General features: G+C 43.5%; 31 protein-coding genes. 22 read left to right on the top strand and 9 right to left on the bottom strand.

Going from position 1 to position 25,862, the window contains the following annotated elements:
• Positions 1-22: 22 nt before the first annotated feature.
• The 6 genes from CFR83_RS07095 to CFR83_RS07070 all read left to right on the top strand — a co-directional run bounded on the left by CFR83_RS07095 (position 23) and on the right by CFR83_RS07070 (position 4,557).
• Positions 23-994 carry a Bug family tripartite tricarboxylate transporter substrate binding protein gene (locus tag CFR83_RS07095; protein ID WP_088813366.1) on the top strand — a complete coding sequence of 324 codons (972 nt, stop codon included), beginning with the start codon at positions 23-25 and terminating at the stop codon, positions 992-994.
• Complete coding sequence (locus tag CFR83_RS07090) at positions 994-1,536, top strand: carboxymuconolactone decarboxylase family protein (protein ID WP_088813365.1); 543 nt, start codon at positions 994-996, stop codon at positions 1,534-1,536. The genes CFR83_RS07095 and CFR83_RS07090 overlap by 1 nt, the downstream gene beginning before the upstream one ends.
• Before the next feature lie 169 nt (positions 1,537-1,705).
• The gene (locus CFR83_RS07085; RefSeq protein ID WP_279304995.1) at positions 1,706-2,296 is read left to right on the top strand and encodes a response regulator transcription factor; all 591 of its coding nucleotides are present in this window, start codon (positions 1,706-1,708) and stop codon (positions 2,294-2,296) included.
• 88 nt (positions 2,297-2,384) lie between these two features.
• A complete protein-coding gene (locus CFR83_RS07080; protein ID WP_088813363.1) occupies positions 2,385-3,326 on the top strand; it encodes a helix-turn-helix domain-containing protein in 942 nt (313 codons plus the stop codon).
• Positions 3,327-3,421: 95 nt separating this feature from the next.
• Positions 3,422-3,979, top strand: a complete 558-nt coding sequence (locus CFR83_RS07075) for a chromate transporter (protein WP_088813362.1) — start codon at positions 3,422-3,424, stop codon at positions 3,977-3,979.
• A complete protein-coding gene (locus CFR83_RS07070; protein WP_088813361.1) occupies positions 3,973-4,557 on the top strand; it encodes a chromate transporter in 585 nt (194 codons plus the stop codon). Before CFR83_RS07075 ends, CFR83_RS07070 begins: the two co-directional genes overlap by 7 nt.
• Before the next feature lie 92 nt (positions 4,558-4,649).
• Here the strand turns inward: CFR83_RS07070 and CFR83_RS07065 are convergent, their stop codons facing one another.
• A complete protein-coding gene (locus CFR83_RS07065) occupies positions 4,650-4,853 on the bottom strand; it encodes a cold-shock protein (protein ID WP_088813360.1) in 204 nt (67 codons plus the stop codon).
• A 358-nt stretch (positions 4,854-5,211) separates the two neighbouring features.
• Between CFR83_RS07065 and CFR83_RS07060 the strand changes: the two genes are divergently transcribed.
• The 4 genes from CFR83_RS07060 (at position 5,212) to CFR83_RS07045 (ending at position 8,247) form a co-directional block, all read left to right on the top strand.
• Complete coding sequence (locus tag CFR83_RS07060) at positions 5,212-5,907, top strand: nitroreductase (protein WP_088813359.1); 696 nt, start codon at positions 5,212-5,214, stop codon at positions 5,905-5,907.
• Positions 5,908-5,946: 39 nt separating this feature from the next.
• Positions 5,947-6,432, top strand: coding sequence for a TlpA disulfide reductase family protein (locus tag CFR83_RS07055; protein WP_088813358.1), 486 nt, complete (start codon positions 5,947-5,949; stop codon positions 6,430-6,432).
• Positions 6,433-6,608: 176 nt separating this feature from the next.
• Entirely contained in the window at positions 6,609-6,956 is a 348-nt protein-coding gene (locus CFR83_RS07050) for a c-type cytochrome (protein ID WP_108720861.1), read from the top strand.
• A gap of 13 nt (positions 6,957-6,969) precedes the next feature.
• Positions 6,970-8,247 carry an NAD(P)/FAD-dependent oxidoreductase gene (locus CFR83_RS07045; RefSeq protein ID WP_088813357.1) on the top strand — a complete coding sequence of 426 codons (1,278 nt, stop codon included), beginning with the start codon at positions 6,970-6,972 and terminating at the stop codon, positions 8,245-8,247.
• 88 nt (positions 8,248-8,335) lie between these two features.
• On the opposite strand, the gene CFR83_RS07040 is transcribed toward CFR83_RS07045, so the two are convergent.
• Entirely contained in the window at positions 8,336-9,643 is a 1,308-nt protein-coding gene (locus CFR83_RS07040; RefSeq protein WP_088813356.1) for a replication-associated recombination protein A, read from the bottom strand.
• A 78-nt stretch (positions 9,644-9,721) separates the two neighbouring features.
• Between CFR83_RS07040 and CFR83_RS07035 the strand changes: the two genes are divergently transcribed.
• Positions 9,722-10,264, top strand: coding sequence for a TIGR00645 family protein (locus CFR83_RS07035; protein ID WP_088813355.1), 543 nt, complete (start codon positions 9,722-9,724; stop codon positions 10,262-10,264).
• Positions 10,265-10,286: 22 nt separating this feature from the next.
• Here CFR83_RS07035 and CFR83_RS07030 read toward each other — a convergent pair whose 3' ends face one another.
• Positions 10,287-10,754 (bottom strand): DUF3429 domain-containing protein, encoded by a 468-nt coding sequence (locus CFR83_RS07030; protein WP_088813354.1) that lies wholly within the window; start codon positions 10,752-10,754, stop codon positions 10,287-10,289.
• Between the two features lie 5 nt (positions 10,755-10,759).
• Positions 10,760-11,611, bottom strand: coding sequence for a 3-hydroxybutyryl-CoA dehydrogenase (locus CFR83_RS07025; protein ID WP_088813353.1), 852 nt, complete (start codon positions 11,609-11,611; stop codon positions 10,760-10,762).
• Positions 11,612-11,716: 105 nt separating this feature from the next.
• Here CFR83_RS07025 and purU point away from each other — a divergent pair, with 105 nt between their 5' ends.
• Positions 11,717-12,583 carry a formyltetrahydrofolate deformylase gene (gene purU / locus CFR83_RS07020; RefSeq protein ID WP_088813602.1) on the top strand — a complete coding sequence of 289 codons (867 nt, stop codon included), beginning with the start codon at positions 11,717-11,719 and terminating at the stop codon, positions 12,581-12,583.
• Entirely contained in the window at positions 12,583-13,227 is a 645-nt protein-coding gene (locus CFR83_RS07015; RefSeq protein WP_088813352.1) for a VTT domain-containing protein, read from the top strand. The genes purU and CFR83_RS07015 overlap by 1 nt, the downstream gene beginning before the upstream one ends.
• Here CFR83_RS07015 and CFR83_RS07010 read toward each other — a convergent pair whose 3' ends face one another.
• Positions 13,228-13,950 (bottom strand): glutathione binding-like protein, encoded by a 723-nt coding sequence (locus tag CFR83_RS07010; protein WP_088813601.1) that lies wholly within the window; start codon positions 13,948-13,950, stop codon positions 13,228-13,230.
• Positions 13,951-13,962: 12 nt separating this feature from the next.
• Positions 13,963-15,180 carry a pyridoxal phosphate-dependent aminotransferase gene (locus CFR83_RS07005; protein WP_088813351.1) on the bottom strand — a complete coding sequence of 406 codons (1,218 nt, stop codon included), beginning with the start codon at positions 15,178-15,180 and terminating at the stop codon, positions 13,963-13,965.
• A gap of 19 nt (positions 15,181-15,199) precedes the next feature.
• Between CFR83_RS07005 and yaaA the strand changes: the two genes are divergently transcribed.
• Positions 15,200-15,973 carry a peroxide stress protein YaaA gene (gene yaaA / locus CFR83_RS07000; RefSeq protein WP_088813350.1) on the top strand — a complete coding sequence of 258 codons (774 nt, stop codon included), beginning with the start codon at positions 15,200-15,202 and terminating at the stop codon, positions 15,971-15,973.
• Between the two features lie 8 nt (positions 15,974-15,981).
• Positions 15,982-16,641 (top strand): SOUL family heme-binding protein, encoded by a 660-nt coding sequence (locus CFR83_RS06995; RefSeq protein WP_243383406.1) that lies wholly within the window; start codon positions 15,982-15,984, stop codon positions 16,639-16,641.
• Here CFR83_RS06995 and CFR83_RS06990 read toward each other — a convergent pair.
• From CFR83_RS06990 to CFR83_RS06980, 3 genes are all read right to left on the bottom strand, one after another.
• Positions 16,635-17,846 carry a DUF2863 family protein gene (locus tag CFR83_RS06990; protein ID WP_088813349.1) on the bottom strand — a complete coding sequence of 404 codons (1,212 nt, stop codon included), beginning with the start codon at positions 17,844-17,846 and terminating at the stop codon, positions 16,635-16,637. The two genes, CFR83_RS06995 and CFR83_RS06990, sit on opposite strands and share 7 nt — an antisense overlap.
• 86 nt (positions 17,847-17,932) lie before the next feature.
• Complete coding sequence (locus CFR83_RS06985) at positions 17,933-18,904, bottom strand: HpcH/HpaI aldolase/citrate lyase family protein (protein ID WP_088813348.1); 972 nt, start codon at positions 18,902-18,904, stop codon at positions 17,933-17,935.
• A 15-nt stretch (positions 18,905-18,919) separates the two neighbouring features.
• Complete coding sequence (locus tag CFR83_RS06980) at positions 18,920-19,906, bottom strand: malate dehydrogenase (RefSeq protein ID WP_088813347.1); 987 nt, start codon at positions 19,904-19,906, stop codon at positions 18,920-18,922.
• A gap of 162 nt (positions 19,907-20,068) precedes the next feature.
• On the opposite strand from CFR83_RS06980, the gene CFR83_RS06975 reads away from it, so the two are divergent.
• From CFR83_RS06975 to gltA, 7 genes are all read left to right on the top strand, one after another.
• Positions 20,069-20,797, top strand: a complete 729-nt coding sequence (locus CFR83_RS06975) for a GntR family transcriptional regulator (protein WP_243383405.1) — start codon at positions 20,069-20,071, stop codon at positions 20,795-20,797.
• 142 nt (positions 20,798-20,939) lie between these two features.
• The gene (gene sdhC / locus CFR83_RS06970) at positions 20,940-21,326 is read left to right on the top strand and encodes a succinate dehydrogenase, cytochrome b556 subunit (RefSeq protein WP_088813345.1); all 387 of its coding nucleotides are present in this window, start codon (positions 20,940-20,942) and stop codon (positions 21,324-21,326) included.
• A 9-nt stretch (positions 21,327-21,335) separates the two neighbouring features.
• Positions 21,336-21,698 carry a succinate dehydrogenase, hydrophobic membrane anchor protein gene (gene sdhD, locus CFR83_RS06965; RefSeq protein WP_088813344.1) on the top strand — a complete coding sequence of 121 codons (363 nt, stop codon included), beginning with the start codon at positions 21,336-21,338 and terminating at the stop codon, positions 21,696-21,698.
• A gap of 3 nt (positions 21,699-21,701) precedes the next feature.
• Positions 21,702-23,480, top strand: coding sequence for a succinate dehydrogenase flavoprotein subunit (sdhA, locus tag CFR83_RS06960; RefSeq protein ID WP_088813343.1), 1,779 nt, complete (start codon positions 21,702-21,704; stop codon positions 23,478-23,480).
• A 19-nt stretch (positions 23,481-23,499) separates the two neighbouring features.
• Entirely contained in the window at positions 23,500-24,207 is a 708-nt protein-coding gene (locus tag CFR83_RS06955) for a succinate dehydrogenase iron-sulfur subunit (protein ID WP_088813342.1), read from the top strand.
• Complete coding sequence (locus CFR83_RS06950) at positions 24,207-24,473, top strand: FAD assembly factor SdhE (RefSeq protein WP_088813341.1); 267 nt, start codon at positions 24,207-24,209, stop codon at positions 24,471-24,473. Before CFR83_RS06955 ends, CFR83_RS06950 begins: the two co-directional genes overlap by 1 nt.
• A gap of 74 nt (positions 24,474-24,547) precedes the next feature.
• Entirely contained in the window at positions 24,548-25,858 is a 1,311-nt protein-coding gene (gltA, locus tag CFR83_RS06945) for a citrate synthase (protein ID WP_088813340.1), read from the top strand.
• The last annotated feature ends 4 nt before the right edge of the window (positions 25,859-25,862 follow it).

The raw sequence follows: 25,862 nt of genomic DNA, 5'->3' as shown, positions 1-25,862 counted from the left end.
GGGCACTATTAAAGGAGACAGTATGAAAGCTAAGCTATTAGCAGGGCTGATTTCAGCTTTGTGTATTTCTGGAGCGGTTCAAGCTCAAAACAACGATTGGCCAAGCCAAAAAGTTATCAAATTAATTGCAGTATTCCCACCAGGGGGGTCTGTTGATCAAGTGGCACGTATCTTGGCGCCAACATTACAAAATCAGTTAAAGCAAAGTGTGATTGTTGAAAACATTGGTGGTGCTTCAGGATCTATTGGTACTGCTGCCATCGCAAGAGCACAACCTGATGGTTACACCTTTGGTGTGGTGTTTGACACTCATGGTGTTAACGAGAACATGATTGAGAAGTTGTCGTACAACACTAAAACTGACTTGGCCACAGTGACCATGATTGGCACTGCGCCGATGGTTCTAACGGCTAGCAAAAATTCAGGTATTACTAGTTTCAAACAACTGATTGATGACTCAAAAGCTAAAAAACCAAATAGCTATGGCTCTATTGGTACAGGTAGCTTAGGTCACCTAGCGATGGCCATGTTAGCCAAAGAAGCTAAATTTGATTGGACACACATCCCTTATCGTGGCGGTGGCCCACTGATGCAAGATGCTTTAGCAGGTCACGTGCCACTAGCAGTGGGATCTTTATTCTTAGTTAAACCTCACGTGGATGCAGGCGGTATCGTGCCATTGGCAGTAACAACTAAAAAGCGTTCGGCAGACATGCCAAACGTGCCAACAGTTGCAGAGAGTGGTTATCCTAACTTTGAAGCTCCTGCATGGTGGGCTGTGATTGCTCCGGCAAAAACACCACCAGCCATCATCAATCGCATGCATGAGGAAGTAGCAAAAGCTTTGAAAAATCCTGATGTATCAACTCGCTTGAAATCACAAGGCATTGAAATTTTGAGTTTAGGTCCTAAGCCTGCTCAAGAATTTGTGAACAAGCAAATTGATTCATGGGGAGTCTTTGTTAAAGCTAACAACATCAAAGCGACAAATTAATGACCGAGCGTCTTGTGCCTTACCAACCGCTGGACTTGCAAGAGCCAGCGGATTTGGTGGCGGCCATCCGTCAAAGACGCGGTGGTGAACTCATTAATCTAGATCGCATGCTTTTGCATAGCACTCCGTTCTCAAGAGGGTGGAATGCTTTCTTAGGTGAGGTGAGAAGTCATCTCAGCTTGGACCTCAAGTTACGTGAACTAGCCATGTGTGGTGTAGCAGTGCTTAATCGTGCTGACTATGAGTTCTTGCATCATTCACCGATATTCATTAAAGCGGGCGGTACTGAAGCGCAAGTTAATGCCTTGCGCTCTTTGGGCCAACAGCTTATGCCTCAAGGTCTGTTTACAGCGCTTGAGCAAGACGCCTTGGATCTCACCATTCAAATGACAAAGTCGATTGAAGTGGATCGCTCTTTGATGAAGCGTTTACAAGAGCAGTTAGGTAACACTCGATTAGTTGAATTAGTCGGGGTCATTGCGACCTACAACATGGTCTCTAGATTCTTGGTAGCACTTGAAGTGACGCCAGACCAGCACTGAATGAATTAACTCAGTGATAAAGGCAGCCCTTGATTTGGCTGCCTTTTTTTATGAAATGTTAGCCTTTAGGCTAATAGCCCAATATAACAAATGTAACTAATATCAAATACAAGTAAAAATCTACATCTAAGGAACTAAGTTAATTTTGAGTGATTTGGGACACATATACGTGATTGATGATGATGCATCCATGAGGAGTTCACTCTCAAGGATGTTGATCAATTGCGGTTACACCGTCAATGTGTTTGAGCGCCCAGAAGACTTTATTGAACAATCAATTCCAGTATCACCTGCAGCCATACTTTTAGATATGCGTATGCCGACCATGACTGGCACTGAACTACAAAAGCGTTTAAATGAATTAGGTAGAAATACCCCCATCATCTTTATTTCTGGCGAGTCCTTGCCGCACGAGATTGTGATTGCGATGAAGCAGGGTGCAATAGATTTCTTATTTAAGCCATTTAACCTAGATGACTTATTAAAGGCGATTGCCTCCGCAATTGAAAAAGACAAAGAAGTATTCAAGGTCACAACTCAGAGTATGACGGTGACGCAACGGTATGAATCTCTTACCCCACGCGAAAAACAGGTTTGTGCGCTTCTAGTTGATGGCTTGATGAACAAAGATATTGCAGTTTGTTTGGGAACAACGGATGCCACCATTAAGGTGCATAAATCACGGGTAATGGAAAAAATGCAGGCAGATTCATTGCAGGATTTAGTCCGTTTTCTAGCTTTGGTGAAGGTTTCATCATGATTCTTATAGATAAATGCATGTTTCTTATAAGAATTTAAATCAATGCTAAAGTAACGCTATTATTTAAAAAGATTGCCTTGGAGACAAAATGGCAGCAGGTTCAAAAAACAAATTAGAAATCCTTCCTGAAATCCAAGGAAAGGTGCTCAAAGCTGCGCGCGAAAAAATGCGCTACAAACCAGAAGATCTGGCACACAAGGCATGCTTATCAAAAAAGCACATCATTGAGCTAGAAGAGGGTGGCATCAGCAGTTTTTATTCTGAAGCTCACAAGGTCACAGTTGCTAAGAAAATCGCCAAGTTATTAGAGCTAGATGAGTCACGCGTATTGGTTCATCCAGATGGTGATGCCATCAAGCAAAAGAATCTGATATTTGACACTCCAGCAGATGAACCTGTGACTCAGCAACAAGAGTTGCCAGATGATGTGCCACCTGCACCGGTACAAAAAACCTTGCCAGTTGCAGAGAAGGTTGAGAAGGTTAATTTAGAAAATATTAAATCTGGTGATTCAGGTAAATCACAGCAAGCCAAGATCGAGTCTGGCAAACGTGCTGGCGCATTTGCATTGGTGGCATTGGTATTGTTAGGTTTATATATCACCAAAGACAACATCATTGAGTTGGTCAGCCCAACACCTGAGCCACCAAAGACAGAGGTGGCACAAGAGCAGGTTGTTGAGGAAGCAAAACCAGAAGCACTACCTGCAGCAACCACTGCAGCGGCACCTGTTGATGCTGCATGTCCTAAGCCTGATGCCTCACCAACTAGCTACACAGTAGTTGATCCAACCAAGCCAGGTAACTTTGTTTATGTAGTTACTAAGACCAAGCAAACGGTGTGTGTGATTGATGCCTCTGGTAAATCAACGATGCAAACAATTGATGCTGGCGCTAATCATACTTTCACAGGTAAATCACCATTCACAGTATTAACAAACGGTTTAACTCAAGTGAACGTTTATTTCCAAGGTCGACCAGTGAAACCTGCTTCTGAGCAAGTAAGAACATTGAGCTTGCAAGAAAAATAATAAAAGTATTAATTCATTTCAGTAAAAGGAGCGTTGAACGCTCCTTTTTTATGAGCATTTCAGGTATGTGAAATGTCACAAGATAAAATAAGCTCATGAAGCAACATCCTCAATCCAAAACTGAAATATTCTGGGCTTTCACTTGGTTGGCGCTGCAAGGTTTTGGTGGCGTCTTGCCAGTTGCACAGCGTGAGTTGGTTGAAAAGAAACGCTGGTACAGCAAAGAAGAATTTTTAGAAGAGTGGGCGGTGGCCCAAGTCCTACCAGGACCCAATGTGATTAATTTGGCAATCATCTTTGGTGCCAGGTATTTTGGTTTGTCTGGTGCCTTAGTGGCAATTGCGGGCATGCTAGTTTTTCCGATGCTTGCATTAATTGTGATTGCTATTCTTTATTTAAATCTGGGTGAGTATCCAGTGATCAATGGTGCCATCAGAGGAATGGGCGCTGTGGCTGCTGGTTTGATTGCTGGCACATCTTTGAAGCTTGCTAGTGCGCTTAAAAAGCATCCACTTGGATATTGGCCATCGATTACATTAGCCGCAATTTGTTTTGTATTGGTGGCTCTTATCAAAATTCCTTTGGTTTATGTTTTGCTCACTTTAGGACTCTTTTCTATTTACATGACTTATCGCAAGGTGAAGTCATGCTGAGCTTTTCATGGGCTGATTGGGGCATAGTCTTTTTACACTTCATGGCTGTCTCTCTGATGGCAGTTGGTGGAGCGGTGACTGTCATTCCAGAGATGCACCGTCATTTGGTTAATCAAAATGGTTGGATGACTGAAGCGCAATTTTCTGCATCTATTGCAATTGCTCAATCTGCGCCTGGCCCCAACATCTTAGTGATTGCCATGATGGGTTGGCATATTGGGATTAATTCAGCGGTAGGTTTATATGCCCAATATCTATGGGGCACCATTGGTATGGTGCTAGCGATGGTTGGTGTGATGTTGCCTAGCTCTTTATTAACCTATTCAACTGCGAAGTGGGTTCATGCCAATCAACACAGTGCTTATGTGTTGGCGTTTAAGCAAGGTTTAGCACCGATAGTGATTGGTGCGATTTTGGCAACTAGTTGGATCATCAGTGCCACAAACAGTCAGTTTTCAACTGATTGGGCTTTGTGGTTGTGTACAGGTGTCACCGTCTTATTGATCTGGAAAACCAAGATACATATCTTGCTACTGTTACTCGTCGGCACTATCTTGGGTGCTTTGGGTTGGATATAGTCAACAAAATTTAGCCAACGAAATTTAGGCAATAAAAATTAGGCAACAAAAAACCCGACCTAAGTCGGGTTCTTGTTAAACGCTCAACCGAATTATAGTGGGTTGATGTTTGAAGCTTGCTTGCCCTTAGGGCCAGTTGTTACTTCAAAGCTAACCTTTTGGTTCTCTTTCAAGCTTTTGAAACCGTTACCTTGAATAGCTGAGAAGTGAGCGAACAAATCTTCACCACCGCCATCAGGAGTAATAAAACCGAAACCTTTTGCGTCGTTAAACCATTTAACAATACCTGTTGCCATTACTGAAATTCCTTAAAAAAATTAAACGTGGTGATTCCTCACCATTTCTTTGCAGGGCTGGAAGATTCAACTAACCGAATCACCCATTTTGAAAAATGGAAACGACGGAAGCTACTTGAAGACCTACAGACCAAGTATCGCACAAATTTCTTAAATGGTTATGTTTTTTTAATCAGGGCTTTTACTAGGTTTTTAGGGCTAAAAAGCCCGAAATTTGACATATTTATTAACTTTTTGCCCCCAGTAGTGCTTTTCAAGACCATTTTGGTGCTAGACCTACCTAAATTAGACAACTTTGGCAGAAAGTTGCACTCTGTTTTATCCTCTAGGCTCAATTAATTAAGAAGAGACAAACTCCATGAATCAAGCAGATATCACGAAAATTGTTGATGAGAATATGAAAGCTCGCCGTTCGATCAGAGCTTTTCTACCTAAAGATGTGAGTAAAGAGCAGATTTTGGAGTTATTGAATGTGGCAGGGCGTGCCCCATCTGGTACGAACACTCAGCCATGGCAGGTGTATGTGGTGACTGGTGCCAAAAAGCAAGCCATCACGGATGACATTTTGGCGGCTTTAGCGAATCCAGACTTATTAAAAGAGCACACCGAAGAATACAGTTACTACCCATCTAAATGGGTAGACCCATACATCTCACGTCGTCGCAAAGTAGGTTTTGATCTTTATGGATTACTAGGTATCGGTAAAGAAGACAAAGACAAGATGCAAGCGCAGGGCGCAAGAAACTTTCAGTTCTTTGATGCACCGGTGGGTATATTTTTCACAATAGATCGTGTGATGCAACAAGGTAGTTGGTTGGACTATGGCATGTTTATCCAAAACGTGATGTTGGCAGCTAAAGCGCGTGGTCTAGACACTTGCCCGCAAGCAGCGTTCACACAGTTTCATAAAATCATTGCCAAGCACTTGGATCTTAAGCCAGAGCAACAATTGGTTTGTGGCATGTCGTTGGGTTACGCAGATATGTCAAAAATTGAAAACACGCTGGTCACAGAACGTGAGCCAGCTCAAAACTTCACGCAATTTATTGAGTAATCACTAGTCAGCATTGATGCCATTATTGATAATTTCAGCATGAAACAATTTGCATCAATTGCTGTACTCATATGCCTTTTAATCACCGGCATCAAAGCCGAGGCCATTGAGGTCGGTGATCAATTAGCACTGGGAGAGTTGCGCTCAGTACAGGGGCAAACCTACACAGAGAGTCATTGGAAGCAAAGGCATACCGTGGTTCAGGTGTGGGCTACCTGGTGCTCATATTGCCGCAAGCAAAATGTTCATTTAGAGCAGTTGGTTCAAAAGTTGCCAGCTAATCAACTCAATATCATCACCATCTCGATTGATAAGACTGTGAGCCCTGTAAATGCTTACATGGCTAAAAATAGTTACACATTTCCGGTGGTCATGATGACACCAGAGTTATCAAAGGCAATCGGTAAACGAAGAGGCGTGCCCGAGGTCTATGTTCTCAATCCGCAGGGAAAAGTCATTCAAAAAGATTATGGCTTGATGGTGGATTTGGATTTCTTTGACCTGGCTCGTTACGCTAAAAAATAAAAAACAAGCGTTAATCACTGCAGCAAATAACCTTATACAAATTAATTATTTGCACTTTTCATATTCATTTTGAATAATTCATTAGTTAGCAAATGTTGCTAAGTTTAGGGTTAAACCCCAAGGGCTTTAGTTAGCTCAAATCAGTAACATCAAATAGTTATCAAAGAGGGGAAAATATGAGCCAATTATTCAATCGTCGACCATGGGCAATCATCGTCGGTATATTCATTGCATTGCTATGTGTAGCTAATGTTAATGCGCAAAGTTTGCAAGTTAAACAATGGGCAGCATCCTGTTCTGCATGTCATGGCACAGATGGTTACTCTGAAGGTGGCATGGCTAGTCTTGCGGGTCAAACTAAAGCTGAGTTGATTCAGAAAATGAATGAGTACAAGACAGGCAAACGTGTTGCTTCAATCATGCATCAATTAAGCAAGGGTTACACAGACGAGCAAATCGAGCAGATTTCTGCCTACTTTGCCTCTTTACCTGCTGAAAAAGCTGCCCCTAAGAAAACCAAATAATCAGGAGTTCATGATGCAAAGACGCGAATTTTTACAATTAGTAGGTGCCGGCGCTGCAGCAACAACTCTGGTTGGTTGTGCAACAACAAACATTGATGCCAAAGGCGCTAAGGTGTTGGTAATCGGTGGTGGTTACGGTGGTGCTACTGCAGCTAAGTATGTGCGTAAGTTCTCAAACTACACAGCTGACGTAACTTTAATTGAGCCTAACCAAAACTTTATTTCATGCCCATTATCAAATTTGGTGATTGGTGGCAGTCAGAAGTTAGAAGACATCACAATTTCTTATGAAGGCTTAAGAAAAAATCACGGTGTTAATTTAGTTAGAGATTCAGTGGCATCGATTGATGTTGCCAAGAAACAGGTGAGATTAGCTGGTGGCGCATCTTTGTTCTACGATCGCTTGATTGTTTCTCCTGGTATCGATCTAACTTATGACAAGTTGCCAGGCATGTTGGTGCCAAATGCTCAAAATGAAGTGCTACACGCTTGGAAGGCCGGCGAGCAAACAGTTGGTTTAAGAAAACAACTAGAAAGTATGAAAGACGGTGGCGTATTTGCCATTTCAATTCCGTTGGCCCCATACCGTTGCCCTCCTGGACCATACGAGCGTGCTTGCCAAGTGGCAGAGTATTTCCAAAAGAGCAAGCCAAAGAGCAAAGTACTCATTTTGGACGCTAACGATGATGTGACATCTAAGCCAGGTTTATTTAAATTGGCATGGTCACGCCGTTATGAAGGTAAGGTTGAGTACCGTCCTAAGCATCAGTTAACTGATGTGGATGTGAAGGGTAAAACATTGAAGTTTGAATTCAATGACGACGTTAAAGCTGATGTGCTGAACGTATTGCCTCCAATGCGTGCGGGTGCCATTGCAGTGAAGACTGGTTTGGCAAACATGAACGGTCGTTGGTGCGAAGTGGATTTCTTAACATTTGAGTCCAAGGTTGCTCCAAATGTTCACGTACTTGGTGACTCTATTCAGATTGCACCAGGTATGCCTAAGTCTGGTCACATGGCTAACCAACACGGTAAGACATGCGCAGCAGCAGTTGTGGCAATTTTGAGTGGTGCTGATGTGAACCAATTGCCGGTATACAACAACACTTGCTATAGCTTTGTTTCTTCACAAGACGTGGTTCACGTTGCCAGCGTTCATCAATATGACGCTGCGAAGAAAACAATGGTGACTGTACCAGGTTCTGGTGGTGTTTCAGCAGCAGCGAATCCTCTTGAGGGTGAGTATGCAAAAGCTTGGGCTAGAAACATTTGGGCTGACATGCTGGTTTAAATCCCCAGCGCTTAATAAAAAGCCTGCACAGTTATTTGTGCAGGCTTTTTCACTTCTATAACTTTATTTTTTATTTATTTGTTCTTACTTACTTATTCTTTTTGCTAGCAGCGTCTAAAGATTTTAAAAATGCCAACTTTTCTTTGATTTTTGTCTCTAAACCTCGGTCAGTAGGTTGATACCAATCTTGGTCTTTCATGCCTTCTGGTAGATATGTTTCGCCTGCGGCATAGGCATGGGGTTCATCATGGGCGTAGCGATATGCTTTGCCATGACCCAGTTCTTTCATGAGTTTGGTGGGCGCATTGCGCAAGTGAATCGGCACCTCATCGCTGCCATGTTCTGCCACAAAAGAGCGCGCTTGGTTATAGGCTTGATAAGCCGCATTGCTCTTCGGAGCTGCAGCCAAATAAATCAATGCTTCAGCCAAAGCCAGTTCACCTTCGGGACTGCCCAAGCGTTCATACGTTAAGGCAGCATCATTAGCTAATTGCATGGCTCTCGGGTCTGCCAAACCAATGTCTTCCCAAGCCATCCGAATAATGCGCCGTGCCAAATACTTTGGGTCAGCGCCACCATCAATCATTCTGCAAAACCAGTACAGGGCACCATCTGCATTAGAGCCACGTACCGACTTATGTAGGGCAGAGATTTGATCGTAAAAATGGTCCCCCGATTTATCAAATCTCTTGGTCAGTTCGCCCAAAGAATTTTTTAAAAACTCTGCAGATACCAGTGTGACTTGGTTGGTGTTGGCTGCATGATAGGTTTGCTCAACCAAATTGAGAAAACGCCTTGCATCACCATCAGCCAAAGTAACTAACATGTCTTTTGCAGAATCATCAAAAGTAATACCTTTGATGGATTGTTCGGCTCTTGTGAGTAATTGTAATAACTCGCCTTTTGTTAAAGACTTAAGTACATAGACCTGTGCTCTTGAGAGTAAAGCGGAATTAACTTCGAAGGAAGGGTTCTCAGTGGTTGCGCCAATGAATGTTACTAAGCCAGATTCAACATAAGGCAAGAGTGCATCTTGCTGCGATTTATTGAAGCGATGAATTTCATCAACGAACAAAATAGTTTTTTTATTAAATTGCTGTAAATGATGTTCAGCTAGTTCAATCGCTTGTCTGATTTCTTTAACGCCTGCTAGAACAGCTGATAGGGCAATGAATTCACAATCAAAGACATGAGCCGTTAAACGAGCAATGGTGGTCTTCCCAACTCCAGGAGGCCCCCACAAAATCATTGAATGGGGCTTGCCTGAGCGGAAAGCTAAATCAAGTGGTTTGCCTGCGCCAAATAAGTGAGTTTGGCCCACCAAGTCGTCCAAAGTCTTGGGGCGCAAGGTTTCGGCTAGAGGCGTAGAATGCTCGTTAGTTTGTAATAGAGACATGATTCAATATTAGAATTGTCGCATGTTGTGACGCTAAAAAATATTTTAGCGATTAACTTAAAAAGAGCTAGGACATTCATGAATTCAAATACACCACATCCTCTGGAAGCTAAATTGCGCCCATTGCCTCGTTGGATCTTTATGAGCCGTTGGTTGCAGGCTCCTTTGTATTTAGGATTGATTGTTGCTCAGGGCGTGTATGTCTATCAATTCTGGCATGAGTTAGTTCACCTTATCACCATGATGATGGCTAAAGGTGGCACTACTGAAACTGAAATCATGTTGATTGTCTTAGGTTTGATTGACGTGGTGATGATTTCAAATCTGTTGGTGATGGTGATTGTGGGTGGTTGGGAGACTTTTGTGTCGCGCCTTGAACTAGAAAATCACCCTGACCAACCAGAGTGGTTGTCTCATGTCAATGCAGGGGTTCTCAAGGTAAAGCTTGCAACAGCAATCATTGGTATTTCTTCAATTCACTTATTGAAGACATTTATCAATGCGCCAAGCATGGATGACAAAACATTACTTTGGCAAACACTGATTCACATCACATTTGTTATTTCAGCTTTAGCGATTGCCTACACGGAAAAGTTGTTGGCAAAAGCCCACCAACACTAAGAGATCTGAAGCAATTGGGCAGTTAGAACTGCCTAATTGCAATACCGGCCCAAACTAAGCTAGCTGCTGCCACCAGGGTGAGGGTGGTTCTCATTTTTAGAAAATCTTCTAAATAAGCCTCATCACTGATGAGGTGATGAAACTGTTGCCTATCTACTAACAGTGCCACAAGTAAAGTGGCGGCAATTACAAAGTAGCCTGTAGAAAATGCCAAGTGCAATGCACCCCATGCGCATAGAGAGGGCACAACACCCCAGAGCCAAGCGCCTTTGTCGCGCCAGTAATTATTTGTCACAGTATTTGATTGTGGACCAAGCAATGGACCCCAGTGCAGTGCTCCTACAAATGATGCAATGCTCGCGCCGTACAGCAATAAAGAGTTAGCTGCCCAAAAATCCCATGGGGACTCAGCAAATTGAACAAGTGCTGAAAGCAGGATAAATGGAATTAATCCTGCATAGCCTAAACGTTTAGTAATTGGTGCGAGCATGGTGATTAATTGTAGTCGTAGACGCCTTTACCTGACTTGCGACCAAGGTAGCCAGCAGCCACCATTTCGCGCAATAGCGGGCAAGGACGGTATTTAGAGTCATTGAAATTCTTGAAGTACACCTCCATGATGGCTAGACAAGTATCTAAACCAATCATGTCTGCCAGAGCAAGTGGCCCAATTGGGTGGTTGCAACCTAATTTCATGCCGGCATCAATATCTTCCGGAGTAGCTAAACCTTCAGCTAAGACAAAGAATGCTTCATTGATCATTGGAACCAAGATGCGGTTCACCACAAAGCCTGGTGCATTTTTAACAGTAATTGGCTCTTTGCCTAAATCTTTTGCCATGTTTTGCACTAGTGCATGAGTAGCGTCACTGGTTTGTAAGCCGCGAATGATTTCTACCAAAGCCATCATCGGCACTGGGTTAAAGAAGTGCATACCAATGAAGCGCTCTGGGTTACTCACCTCAGCAGCCATCTGTGTAATAGAAATAGAAGAAGTGTTAGAGGCGATGATGGTGTCTTTGCTCACAATGCCATCTAACTGCTTCAGAATCTTTAACTTCAGTTCATAGTTCTCAGTAGCAGCCTCAATCACCATTTGTGTGCTGTTGAAGTCTGCATAGTTAGTGCTGGTTTTGATGCGAGATAGCGCTGCAGATTTTTCTGCTTCTGTCATTTTTTCTTTTTTAATGAGGCGGTCTAAGCTACCTGAAATCGTCGCTAAGCCTTTTTGTACGGCTGCATCACTAATATCAACCATCACCACATTTAATCCAGAAACTGCGCAAGCTTGGGCGATACCATTGCCCATTGTTCCTGCGCCAATAATGCCAACAGATTGAATGCCCATATCTAAACCTTCTATATTTAAATATCAAAAGCATAAGTTTAAGCTTCATCTAGCTTTGATAGCGAATTTTTAGCTCCAAATCAGCGCTTTATGGATAATGGCGGTATGTCTACACAAGGTTTTATTCTAAAAATTGCCTGTCCTGATCGCCCTGGTATTGTCCATGCGGTCAGCCATTTCCTGTTCACTGAAACGGCCAATATTCTTGATTCGGCGCAATTTAGCGACACATTCACGAATCGTTTCTTTATGAGGGTGCATTTTGCCCAAACCACCCAAGCTCTGAACCTAGAGCAATTAAAGTCTTCTTTTGCGGCAGTTGGTCAACAGTTCCAGATGGATTGGGAGCTCTTTGACGCTGCTAGCAAGCCCAAGGTATTGATCATGGTGTCTAAGTTGGGACATTGCTTGAATGACCTGTTATTTAGAACTCATAGTGGTTACTTGCCAATTGAAATCGCAGGAATCGTATCGAATCATCAAGACTTTGAAGGTTTAGCGAAGACCTATAACATTCCATTCCATCACATGCCACTCTCAAGTGCGACTGATGTGCGTAAGGATGAGCAAGAGCAACAGTTGTTGCAATTAATCGACCAGAAAAAAATTGATTTGGTTGTATTGGCTAGATACATGCAAATCTTGTCTCCCAAGGTTTGCGAAAAGCTATCTGGTAAGGCAATCAATATTCATCATTCGTTTTTACCTAGCTTTAAGGGAGCCAAACCTTATTGGCAGGCGCATCAGAGGGGTGTCAAGCTGATTGGTGCCACAGCCCACTACGTCACAACTGATTTAGACGAAGGCCCAATCATTGAGCAAGGCGTTGAGCGTGTAGATCACTCCATGGATCCGGAGCAATTGGCAGCAGTGGGTCGTGATGTGGAATGCATGGCTTTATCTAGAGCTGTTCGTTGGCATGCAGAGCATCGCATTCTCTTAAATGGCAAGAGTACTGTGGTGTTTCAGTAATGGATTTTGCTTACCTGCTAGATTTGTTTTTACATTTAGATAAGCACTTGGTCACGGTGGTTGATCAATGGGGTGCTTGGGTATACGTTTTATTGTTTGCCATCATCTTTGTTGAAACAGGTTTTGTGGTGATGCCATTCTTGCCGGGTGATTCTTTATTATTTGTAGCGGGTGCCATCGCTGCTGTGGGTGGCATGAGTTTGCCAATTTTGTTAATTCTTTTGCTGATTGCTGCTGTGGCAGGGGATGCTCTTAACTACTCAATTGGGCGTTGGTTTGGTCCTAAAGTATTTGCTTGGGAAGACTCACGTTGGTTTAACAAAGAAGCTTTTGATAAAACCCATGCTTTTTACGAAAAGCATGGGCCCATTACCATTGTAGTTGGCAGATTCATGCCGTTTATTAGAACCTTTGCACCATTCATTGCGGGGGTTGCACAGATGTCATATCCCCGCTTTGCTACCTACAACCTAATTGGTGGCATCTTGTGGGTGGTGGGTTTAACGGGTCTTGGTTATTCGATCGGCGAGCACCCTTGGGTCAAAGCCAATTTCTCCATAGTGGCTTTAGCCATGATCATCATTCCTGGCTTACCTGCTCTATGGGTTGTACTTAAATCACTTTATCTAAAAATTAAGCAATAACTATCTTTTTTGGTATTGAGTTTTGCCAAAAAGAACATCTCTTGCTTTGTTGTCTACCAAAGGCTTTCTAAGAGACGTTAAAACTTCTACGCCACGTTGAACAGCAGGTCGTGCTGCGATTTCCTCATGCCAACGTAAAACGTTGGGAAACTCCTCAAGAGTAAGACCTTGGTTTTTCCAAGAGCGTGTCCAAGGAAAAATAGCAATATCAGCGATGCTGTATTCCTTGCCGGCAATATATTGTTTTTTTGACAACTCTTTATCCATCACGCCATATAACCTGCGTGTTTCATTGGTGTAGCGATTGATAGCGTAATCAATTTTTTCTGGTGCGTAAATTCTGAAGTGATGTGTTTGACCTAACATTGGGCCTACGCCACCCATTTGGAACAGGAGCCACTGCATCACTTCAAACTTAGCTCGGTCTGTCTTTGGTAGAAACTTGCCAGTTTTACTTGCCAAGTACAAAAGAATCGCGCCAGACTCGAACAAAGCAAAAGGTTTGCCATCAGGACCATGAGGGTCGACCATGGCAGGTATTTTGTTATTGGGGCTGATTTTTAAAAACTCTTTCTTGAACTGATCGCCAGCACCAATATCAATTGGATGAGCTAACCAGTCTTTACCTAAACGATAGCCACATTCTTCCATCATGATGTGTACTTTGTGACCGTTAGGAGTTGCCCAACTGTAAATATCAATCGGTTTTTGAGTTTGTTTCATGTCAAATCCCACTTAAGATTTTGATAAACGTTGCAATCGCGCAATCGCCTCTGCGAGAGTTTCTTCTTTTTTGGCAAAACAAAAACGAATCACCCCTGATTCGACGGGGTTACTGTAAAAAGCAGATACAGGAATTGCAGCCACACCAACCTCTGTCGTCAGCCATTGGCAAAAGTCTGCACTATTTAATTCACTCTCAGGGATGCCAAGTTGTGTGTAATCCACACACTGAAAGTAAGTTCCCGGTGAGGGCAGTAGTTGGAACTTGGTTTTGGCAAGACCTGCTCTTAAGTAATTTCTCTTTTGTTCATAAAACTGAGGCAAGTTCAGGTAGTGGTCAGCGTTTTCTAGGTATTTTGCAAGACCATATTGCATCGGAGTGTTGACGGTAAACACATTGAACTGATGAACTTTTCTAAATTCATGAGTCAGCGCTGCAGGTGCTGCCACATAGCCAACTTTCCAGCCTGTGACGTGATAAGTTTTACCAAAACTAGAAATAACAAAACTACGATTTGCTAACTCTGGATGACGTGCCACGCTTTGATGCATCTGCCCGTCATAGACCATGTGTTCATACACTTCATCGCTGCAAATCAAAATATTGGTATTGCGCACAATCTCAGCGAGCTTTTCAAGATCACCTGATTCCCACACCATCCCTGTAGGGTTATGTGGTGAGTTAATCATGATCATCTTGGTGCTTGGCGTAATGGCCTCACTGATTGCCTGCCATGGAATTTCATAGCCTGTGATCTTGCCCTGGGCATCTCTATTCACAATTAATTGAACTGGAACAGCTTTGCCGCCAACTGTATCAATGGCTGGTATGTAAGAGTCATAAACCGGCTCAATCACAATCACTTCATCACCAGGACCCACTGCACAAGCAATCACTGTAAAAATACCTTGTGTGCCGCCTGCAGTAATTGTGATTTCAGATTGAGGGTCGTAGTGCTTGCCATACAAAGTGGCAATTTTTTTGCTAATGCCTTCACGTAGTGGCGCAACACCTGCCATTGGAGGGTATTGATTGTGACCTGCCTGCATGGCCTCATGAACGGCGTTAGGCAAAGCAGGGTCGCAACCAAAGTCTGGGAAACCTTGACCTAGATTAATGGCTTGATGCTCATTGGCCAATGCTGACATCACCGTAAAAATAGTGGTGCCAACTTTAGGTAAGCGGGTAGGGAGCGTAATTTGTCTCAAAGCAGTATTATTTGTATTCATTATTTTTAATCATTCTGCCATGTTGATAGTACTTTCGCCCGCAAAGAGTTTGGATTACGAAACGCCACCAAGCACGGATAAGCATACTTTACCTATTTTTATCGATGAGTCGGCCAAATTAATCAAAGATTTAAAAAAACTATCTTTGCAAGAAGTTGCAGAGTTAATGGATCTATCTGATAAGTTGGCAGCTTTGAATGTGGCTCGTTTTGGCGATTGGTCTAAAACATTTACAAGCAAAAATAGTAAGCAGGCAATCTTGGCTTTTAACGGTGATGTTTACGAGGGTTTGGATGCGCCATCCCTAAAACCAAAGGCATTGGATTATGCGCAAGACCATGTCAGAGTCTTATCTGGTTTGTATGGTGTTTTAAAGCCTTTAGATTTAATGCAGCCCTATCGCCTAGAGATGGGTACGGCTTTTAAAAATACGGTGGGTAAAGACCTCTATGCATTTTGGGGTGACAAAATCACCAATGCGCTTAAAAAAGACTTGGACCAGCAAAAATCGAAGTTATTAATCAACTTGGCTTCTGACGAGTACTTTAAGTCTGTGAAAGTCGACCAGTTAGGTTATCCGGTGATAGCCCCAGTTTTCCAGGATGAGAAAGCTGGCAAATACAAAATCATTTCTTTTTATGCCAAGCGCGCAAGAGGTTTGATGACGCGTTTCATCATTGATAACAAAATTGAAAAAGCGGCGGATCTGAAGGATTTTGATTCAGAAGGTTATCAGTACGCTCCTAAAGAAAGCACTGAGACCAAGCCAGTCTTTAGAAGAAAAGAACAATAAAAGTATCAATGAAAAATATTGCTCACATCCTCTTTGGATTTGTATTGGCTTTTATACAGATTGGTAATGCAATGGCTATTGAAGAACCCAAGTATCAAGTGGTCATTAAAGACGGTGATTTTGAGTTGCGTCGCTATGAGTCGATGATCATTGCTGAGGTTGTTGTTACTGGAGATTTGAGTGAGGCATCAAATCGTGGCTTTAGGCAGGTGGCTGATTACATCTTTGGTAACAATGAAGATCCTCTTAAGAAACAGGCTGAAAAAATTGAGATGACTGCCCCAGTAACAGTGGAGTCAGATTTGTCATCCAAGATTGCTATGACGGCTCCTGTAACTGTAGAAAGCCAAGGTGGTAATCAGCAGGCAACATGGAAGTTATCGTTTGTAATGCCATCTAAATACTCTTTGGAGACTTTGCCTAAGCCTAAAAACAAAAACATTGTGATTCGTGAGATCAAGTCTCATGATCTTGCGGTAGTTAGATTCAGTGGTTTTGTTGATGAAGAAAAGATGCAGGCGCAAACTAAAAGATTAGAGGCATGGCTTAAACAACAAACATTGACTGCGCAAGGCGCAGTGCAGTTATCACGTTACAACCCACCATGGACATTGCCATTCTTTAGACGCAACGAGATTTGGTTGCGAGTAGAGTCTAAAAGTCAGTGAAACAGCGGTTGTTGACTTGGGGTGTCGTCAGGCATCTCAGCGTGAACAATTTCACCGGCTCTATCAACAAACATCGGTGCGCCACAATCCTCGCACATCTCAGGTTTATATAGATCGGCGTGTCTGAACTGATCTTCAATCCCAGCAGCTTTGATTGTGTCGTAGATTTCTCGAATAGGGCTGTCTTCAATCGAGATGTCATTAATAGCGTCATTCGCAACTGACTCACGATCGTATAAAGGCCAGATCACGCCATAAATTAATTCTTTAGAACCTTTTAATGCAAAAGAAATACGATATTCATCGCATTGTTCTTCTCCAAATCCTGCAATCACACAAGATAGTCCTGCTGGAGCAACATTCAAAAGAGATTCTAAATAATTAACAGCAGCCAAGATGCTCAGAGGTCTAATCTTGCGATCAGCTTCGCGGCAATTGGTGAAGTAGGCTTCAGGCAAAGATAGTTCGAATTCGCAGCCGGGCATGATGGCGGCGATGGTGTCTTTAAGTCCATGTTGCCAGTTCTGCAAACAAATAGAGCGTTCCTGTCTGCGAGGAGCTTCTTCTTGCCATCTAAATAGAGGACCAGAGGAAGGGGCGGCAACCACTCCGACGATATATCTTGGGTCAGCCAGCACAGGAATTGTTTCTGGCATATCCCGAAGTTCTAACTTAATCTTTCCACCATTAACTGCTGCGCTGGCTAGTTTCTCGAGTAACAATCTTGTTTGGCAGTGTGAGTGGGGCATTTGATCAATGCTATAGAGCCATGGAACTAATGCAATACGGGCATTTTGCGCAACGATTTGTTCGTGCAATAAATTACCGGTAGCGCTAATGGATTCTGCACTTAATTTGCCAGATGGAATGCTATAGCGAGTTCTAGCAATGATTGGAATAGCAATCAATACAGCATCCCAATGTTCACCTGCGTGTTCGAGTGTTAGCGATTCAGCAAGTGTCTCTGCATTTTCAGCTAGGCAATCAAAAGCGATGGGATTAATTTTGAGAGTTTGATCAAGAGCGCTCTCAATAGCGTTTTGATTTTGTGCATGTAGCAGACGCAAAAGGCGCTCCATGAGTCGTCCTTCCCAAAAAATATCTTCCACTCGACTGCCAGAGGCTGCGAGTGATAGCGCATCTGCAACAAGGCGTTCAGATTCAGGGGAGATACGTGAGGAGTTTTTGGGTCTGTAACTAGACATAGGTACATTCTAAGCAAAAGATAGAGCAATCGCTTATCTACTCACGAATATATTTTTAAGCTAGAAAATTAAAGTAGTTAAAGTTATTAAAGTAACTTTAATGCTGCTGGCGGAATCGTTTGACCAGACAAGTGAGCTTTTTGTAATACTGTCCAAAAGTATCTGTAGCTAGCTCTGTCATGAAGTTTGCCAGCATGCTGGATAGGGCCCCAGTTAGCTTCTTGGGCTGCTAACAAAATAGCTGCGGCAATTTCAACATCGGTGGCTGTAGGTGATAAGGCTTTCACAATCACCGGAATTTGATTGGGGTGAATACTCCACTTGCGTGTATAGGCAAATTCATTCTTTGCTCGCAAAGTGTCAGATTCAATGATTGATACATCATTGATATTCGTACACACATTATGTGACGCAACTTTGCCGTGTGCATGACAGGCTGCTGAAATTTCTAACATGGCGCGAGCAATTAATGGATGATCAAACTGACCGCGATCCATAGCATCACCTGGGATGGCACCATGATGAGCTGAAACAAAATCCATTAGGCCAAAACTCAGTGATTCAATTTGAGGTAGGGCAGCTATGGCGTACACATCATGTAGCGCACCATGAGTTTCAATCAAGGCTTGAACTGGAATTTCTCGATCAATACCGGCTGCTTTAGTAACGCGATTGATCTCATCAATCACTGTTTGTGTTTGCTTAGCTGACTCCACTTTTGGAATCATCACAAATGCTATTTTTTGACCTGCTTTACCCACCAATGTGGCTACATCAGATTTCCAACATGAGTGACTTGGATCATGGATCCGAACACCGACGCGGTTAAATTGATTCTCAGGGCTTAAGAGGATGTCGACGACTAGTTGTGCGTGCTCTGCTTCTTTGCCAACTGGCGCACCATCTTCGCAGTCGAAGGTAATGTCAAAGACTGGACCTAGTTCTGCCTGCAAACTTAGGGCCTTACGCATGCGCACTTCTGTGCCTGCGTAGTGATCACAAACAGGTAAGGCCCTCGGAAGGGCCTCACCTTGGAACAACACTTGACTAGGTTGCATTAAAAGCGTGCTTGCTTAGAGCAAGTGTTTTACGCCGTCTTGCTCTTCAGTCAATTCGTTCAATGTGAAATTCATACGTTCACGTGAGAACGCATCGATTTCTAAACCTTGAACAATCTTGTACTCGCCGTTTTCGCAAGTAACTGGGAAGCCATACATCACTTCTTTAGGAATGTCGTATGAACCGTCAGATGGAATACCCATTGTTACCCACTTGCCGTTTGTGCCACAGTGCCAGTCATGGATGTGGTCGATAGCAGCGTTCGCAGCAGAAGCAGCAGAAGATAAACCACGTGCATCAATAATTGCTGCACCACGCTTACCAACTGTTGGCAAGAATGTGTTCTTGTTCCACTCTTCGTCGTTGATCATGCTCTTAACTGATTGACCGCCGATAGTTGCAAAGCGGTAGTCAGGGTACATTGTTGGGCTGTGGTTACCCCAAACAACTAGTTTCTCGATATCTGCAACTGCTTTACCAGTCTTAGCTGCCAACTGTGACAAAGCACGGTTGTGGTCAAGACGTAACATAGCAGTGAAGTTCTTAGCTGGTAGATCTGGAGCTGACTTCATAGCGATATAAGCATTTGTATTAGCTGGGTTACCAACTACCAATGTCTTAACAGTGCGCTTAGCTACTGCATTTAATGCTTTACCTTGAGCTGTGAAGATTTGTGCGTTTGCTGACAATAAGTCTTTACGCTCCATACCTGGGCCACGTGGACGTGCACCTACTAGAACTGCGTAGTCAATATCTTTGAACGCTGTCATTGGGTCGCTATGAGCTGTCATGCCTGCCAACAATGGGAATGCGCAATCGTCAATCTCCATCATCACGCCTGTCAAAGCTTTTTGAGCTCTTTCGTCAGGGATTTCCAATAATTGCAAAATCACTGGTTGATCTTTACCCAACATATCGCCATTAGCGATGCGGAATAGTAGTGAATAACCGATTTGACCGGCTGCGCCTGTAACGGCGACACGCAATGGGGCTTTTGCCATGTGTTTGCTCCGAGCTTAAAGTAAATGAAAAGGGTATCTTGCGCCATTCTCCTGACGCAAATCCTACAAAGTTTAGGTCTTTAGCACTATTTCTGTCAAATAGTCTTATATAAGACATAAGTCTCTAGACTAAAACCCCTTGCTTGTGATGAAATAATGGTCATGACCGAAACAATCGCCACCTTTAGCCCACTTTATCAGCAGATCAAAGCACTGATTTTGGGCAGTTTGCAAGCTGGTGAGTGGAAACCAGGCGAGGCTATTCCTAGCGAAAACGACCTAGCGGCACGCTTTAAAGTCAGTCAGGGCACGGTTCGCAAGGCGATTGATGAGTTGGCCAGCGAAAATTTACTCGTAAGACGCCAAGGCAAGGGCACATTTGTGGCGACGCACCATGAAGATCGGGTTCATTTCCGGTTTTTGAGATTGGTGCCCGATAACGGTGAACCACATTACCCTAAAAGCAAGATTTTGGACTGCAAGCGCTTGCGCGCTCCTGCTGAGATTGCCAAGCTATTGGATCTCAAAGCGGGGGATGCCGTGGTTCAGATCGAGCGTATTCTATTTTTCTCTGAAGAAGCAACGGTTTACGAAGAAATTTGGTTGCCAGGCACCACGTTTAAGGGCCTTACAACAGAACGTTTAGTTGATTGGCGCGGTCCGATGTATGCACTTTTTGAGACTGAGTTTGCAACCCACATGGTTAGAGCCACTGAGCGTTTGAGGGCAGTGGCTGCGGACGAGCTTTCAGCCAAGCATCTAGGTATTGAGATAGGCACACCTCTTTTGGCGGTAGAGCGGGTCTCTTTCACCTACGGAGAGCGCCCTGTTGAGGTGCGTAAGGCTGTTTACTTGACTTCTACGCACCACTATTTGAATGAACTGAATTAAAAATGTCTAAGTAAATGCTTAAGTTTTAGGCATTTATATGTATTACAAGAAATTTTTTTTAAAAAGTCAGACTTACGAAAGTTAATTAAGCGATAAAATCGAAAGGTTTTGCAGTACAGCAAAAATACAAGTGAGGTCATAAATGCCAGAATTTAGAAATATTCATGTTTTTGATTTGATGAAATACCGTTTGCCTTGGGCCGGTAAGGTATCAATTTTGCACCGTGTAAGCGGTCTTTTGATGTTCGTTTTGATTCCATTCGTGTTGTATTTATTGGATAAAAGCATCACTTCTGAAATCAGCTTTGAGACATTTAAGGCTGTTTTGGCAAATCCAATCATCAAGCTAATCATCTTGGCTTTAATTTGGGCTTATTTGCACCACTTCTGTGCTGGTATCCGTTTCTTGATGCTTGATTTGCACAAGGGTATTGATAAGGCATCTTCAGCTAAATCAGCCGTGTCTGTTTTAGTGATCAGCTTAAGTTTGGCAGCAGTCTGTGCAGCCAAGCTATTCGGTTTGTTTTAAGGAGTAGCCATGGCTAATAACAATGTTGGACCAAAGCGCTTAGTTGTAGGTGCTCATTACGGTCTTAAAGATTGGTTGTTACAGCGTATTACTGCTGTGATCATGATCGTTTTCACTTTGATCTTGTTGGTGGCATTCCTATTAGGTGATGCAACTTATGAAGCATGGTCTGGTTTGTTTGCAAACCAAATCATGAAGTTGATCACTTTCTTGGCGATTTTGAGCTTGCTCTACCACGCTTGGATTGGTATTCGTGATATCTGGATGGATTACATCAAGCCAGTAGGTATCCGTTTGACATTACACGTATTAACCGCGTTATGGCTGATTGCATGTCTTGGCTATACCGCTCAAATCCTTTGGAGGGTATAACGAATGACTGCCATTAAGACAGCAGTACCTCGTCGCCGTTTTGACGTTGTTATCGTTGGTGCCGGCGGTGCCGGTATGCGCGCATCATTGCAATTAGCTGAGGCTGGTTTAAATGTAGCCGTTTTATCAAAGGTTTTCCCAACACGTTCACACACAGTTGCTGCGCAAGGTGGTATCGGCGCATCTTTGGGCAACATGAGTGATGACAACTGGCACTATCACTTCTTTGACACAGTAAAAGGTTCTGACTGGTTAGGTGACCAAGATGCGATCGAATTCATGTGTCGTGAAGCTCCAAAAGTTGTTTATGAGTTAGAGCACTTTGGTATGCCGTTTGACCGTAACCCTGATGGCACGATTTATCAGCGTCCGTTCGGTGGTCACACAGCTAACTACGGTGAAAAAGCTGTTCAACGTGCCTGTGCTGCTGCTGACCGTACTGGTCATGCTTTGTTGCACACACTTTACCAACGCAACGTTCGCGCTAAAACACACTTCTTTGTTGAGTGGATGGCGTTAGACATCATCCGTGATGCAGAAGGTGACGTAGTTGGTGTAACTGCATTAGAAATGGAAACAGGCGAACTTCACATTCTTGAAGCGAAGTGCGTGATGTTTGCAACTGGTGGTGCTGGCCGTATTTGGCAAGCTTCTACTAACGCTTTCATTAATACTGGTGACGGTATGGGTATGGCTGCTCGTGCAGGTGTTCCTTTGGAAGATATGGAATTCTGGCAATTCCACCCAACTGGCGTAGCTGGTGCTGGCGTTCTCTTGACAGAGGGTTGCCGCGGTGAGGGTGGTATTTTGCGTAACAAGAACGGTGAACGTTTCATGGAGCGTTATGCTCCAACTTTGAAAGACTTGGCACCACGTGACTTCGTTTCACGCTCAATGGACCAAGAGATCAAAGAAGGTCGCGGTTGCGGCCCTAACGGTGACTACGTTGTTCTTGATTTGACACACATCGGTGCTGAAACAATTCACAAGCGTTTGCCATCTGTTTATGAGATCGGTATTAACTTTGCGAACGTTGACGTGACCAAGGAGCCAATTCCAGTTGTACCAACTATTCACTATCAGATGGGTGGTATTCCAACGAATATTCATGGTCAGGTTGTTGCGCCTAAGAACGGCAATCCAAATGAAGTTATCAATGGTTTCTACGCAATGGGTGAGTGCTCATGCGTATCAGTACACGGTGCTAACCGCCTAGGTACTAACTCATTGTTAGACTTGTTGGTGTTTGGTCGTGCTGCTGGTAACCACGTTGTTTCAACAGCGTTGAAGCAAAAAGAGCACAAGCCATTGCCAGAAAATGCAGCTGATTTCTCAAGAGCTCGTTTGGCTAAATTGGATAGCTCAACTTCTGGTGAATACACACAAGACGTTGCTAACGATATTCGCAGCACAATGCAAAAACATTGCGGCGTATTCCGTACACAAGAGTTGTTGGACGGTGGCGTTACAAAGATCAATGAATTGACTTCACGTGCGAAGAACATTCACCTCAAAGACAAATCTAAAGTATTCAATACAGCACGTATTGAAGCGCTAGAGTTGGAAAACTTAATTGAGGCTGCTAACGCAACGATTGTTTCTGCTGCTGCTCGTAAAGAGAGCCGTGGTGCTCATGCTCATGACGATCATCCAGAGCGCGATGACGTTAACTGGATGAAGCACACTCTCTGGTACAGCGAAGGTAATAAGCTCGACTACAAGCCAGTCAAATTGACTCCGCTAACAGTTGAATCCGTTCCACCTAAGGTTCGTACCTTCTAAGAGTTATTAAGGAAGAAAAATGAGCGATACACGTATATTTGAAGTCTACCGTTACGATCCAGATGTTGATGCTGCGCCACGCATGCAAACATACGAGGTTGAGTTGGATGGTTCAGAGCGCATGCTATTGGATGCCTTAATGAAGCTTAAGAAGATGGATGAGACTTTGTCATTCCGTCGTTCTTGCCGTGAGGGTGTTTGTGGTTCAGACGCGATGAACATCAACGGTAAAAATGGTTTAGCTTGCTTGACTAACATGTTGACATTGCCAAAGAAGATTTCTTTGCGCCCACTACCTGGTTTGCCAGTGGTACGTGACTTGATCGTTGACATGACTCAGTTCTTCAAGCAATACCACTCAATTCGTCCATACCTAGTGAATGAAACTCCACCGCCTGAGAAAGAGCGTTTACAAAGCCCTGAAGAGCGTGAAGAGTTAGATGGTTTGTATGAGTGCATCTTGTGTGCTTCATGCTCAACATCTTGCCCATCATTCTGGTGGAACCCAGACAAGTTTGTGGGACCTGCTGGTCTATTACAAGCTTATCGTTTTATTGCTGACAGCCGTGACCAGGTTACTGGTGAGCGTTTAGACAATTTGGAAGATCCATACCGTCTATTCCGTTGCCACACCATCATGAACTGTGTAGACGTATGTCCAAAAGGATTAAACCCTACAAAGGCAATTGGTAAGATCAAAGAGTTGATGGTTCGCAGAGCAGTTTAATGCCGATATCATCAGAGACCTTGTCGCTCTTGCGTTGGCGTGCGCGTCGAGGTCTGTTAGAAAATGATTTGATGATGGAGCGCTTTTTTGAGCGCTTCCATGATCAGATCGAAGAGAGTGACCTTGAGCCACTCAATAGTTTGTTAGATCTAAGTGACAATGACTTAATGGACTTGTTACTACGTCGCAAGGAACCGGAGGGGGAGCTTGCGAATCAGGGGGTGCAACGTGTCCTGGCCATGTTGAGACCTGTTAGAAAAGAATAATTTCTAACTAAGTAGTTGCCTGGAATAGAACTTGCTTGTTTGCTAATACCAAAAACGCGTATAAGGATTGAAAAATGAACGCCACAAATGAAAAAGCCACGTTATCGTTCTCAGATGGCACACCAGCCATTGAGTTACCTATCTACAAAGGTGTAGTGGGTCCAGACGTTATTGATATTCGCAAGCTTTATGGTCAAACGGGTAAGTTCACCTATGACCCAGGCTTTATGTCCACAGCTTCTTGTAACTCTAAGATCACTTATATCGACGGCGATAAAGGTGAGTTGCTATACCGCGGTTACCAAATCCAAGATTTGGCTACTAACTGTGACTTCTTAGAGTCTTGCTACTTATTGTTAAAAGGTGAGTTGCCAAATGCAGCTCAAAAGAAAGAGTTTGATAGCTTGGTGATGCATCACACGATGGTTCACGAGCAAATGCAATTCTTCTTGCGCGGTTTCCGTCGCGACGCACACCCAATGGCTGTATTAACAGGTTTGGTTGGTGCAATGGCTGCTTTCTACCATGATGGTTTGGATATCAACGATGCGAAGCAACGTGAAGTGGCTCAAATTCGTTTGATCGCTAAGATGCCAACATTGGTAGCGATGGCTTATAAGTATTCAGTAGGTCAACCATTTGTTTACCCAAGAAATGACCTTTCATACACAGCTAACTTCATGCAAATGATGTTTGCAACACCATGTGAAGAGTACAAAGTGAATGACGTATTGGTGCGCGCTTTGGACCGCATCTTCACATTGCACGCTGACCATGAACAAAATGCTTCAACTTCAACAGTGCGTTTGGCTGGTTCTTCAGGTACTAACCCATTTGCAGCGATTGCTGCTGGTGTGGCTTGCTTGTGGGGTCCTGCTCACGGTGGTGCTAACGAAGCTTGCTTGCAAATGTTGGAAGAGATTCAAGCAAACGGTGGCGTTGAGAAGATCGACGACTTCATTGCTAAAGTTAAAGACAAGAACTCAGGCGTTCGCTTGATGGGCTTTGGTCACCGCGTTTACAAGAACTTTGACCCACGCGCTAAATTGATGCGTGAAACTTGCTACGAAGTTCTTAAAGAATTAGGTTTAGAAAATGATCCATTGTTCAAGTTGGCAATGACTCTTGAGAAGATTGCTTTGGAAGACGAATACTTCGTCAGCCGCAAACTTTATCCAAACGTAGACTTCTACTCAGGTATCGTTCAACGCGCTTTGGGCATCCCAACAGAAATGTTCACATGTATCTTCGCTCTAGCACGTACAGTAGGTTGGATTTCTCAGTGGGAGGAAATGATCACTGATCCTGAGTACAAGATTGGCCGTCCACGTCAATTGTTCGTTGGTAGCCCAACTCGTCAAGTGGCACCAATCGCTAAGCGTTAATTTA

The organism is Polynucleobacter victoriensis (assembly GCF_900187875.1).
Classification (GTDB): Bacteria; Pseudomonadota; Gammaproteobacteria; order Burkholderiales; family Burkholderiaceae; genus Polynucleobacter; species Polynucleobacter victoriensis.
This window is presented reverse-complemented; position numbering and strand designations above follow the sequence as displayed.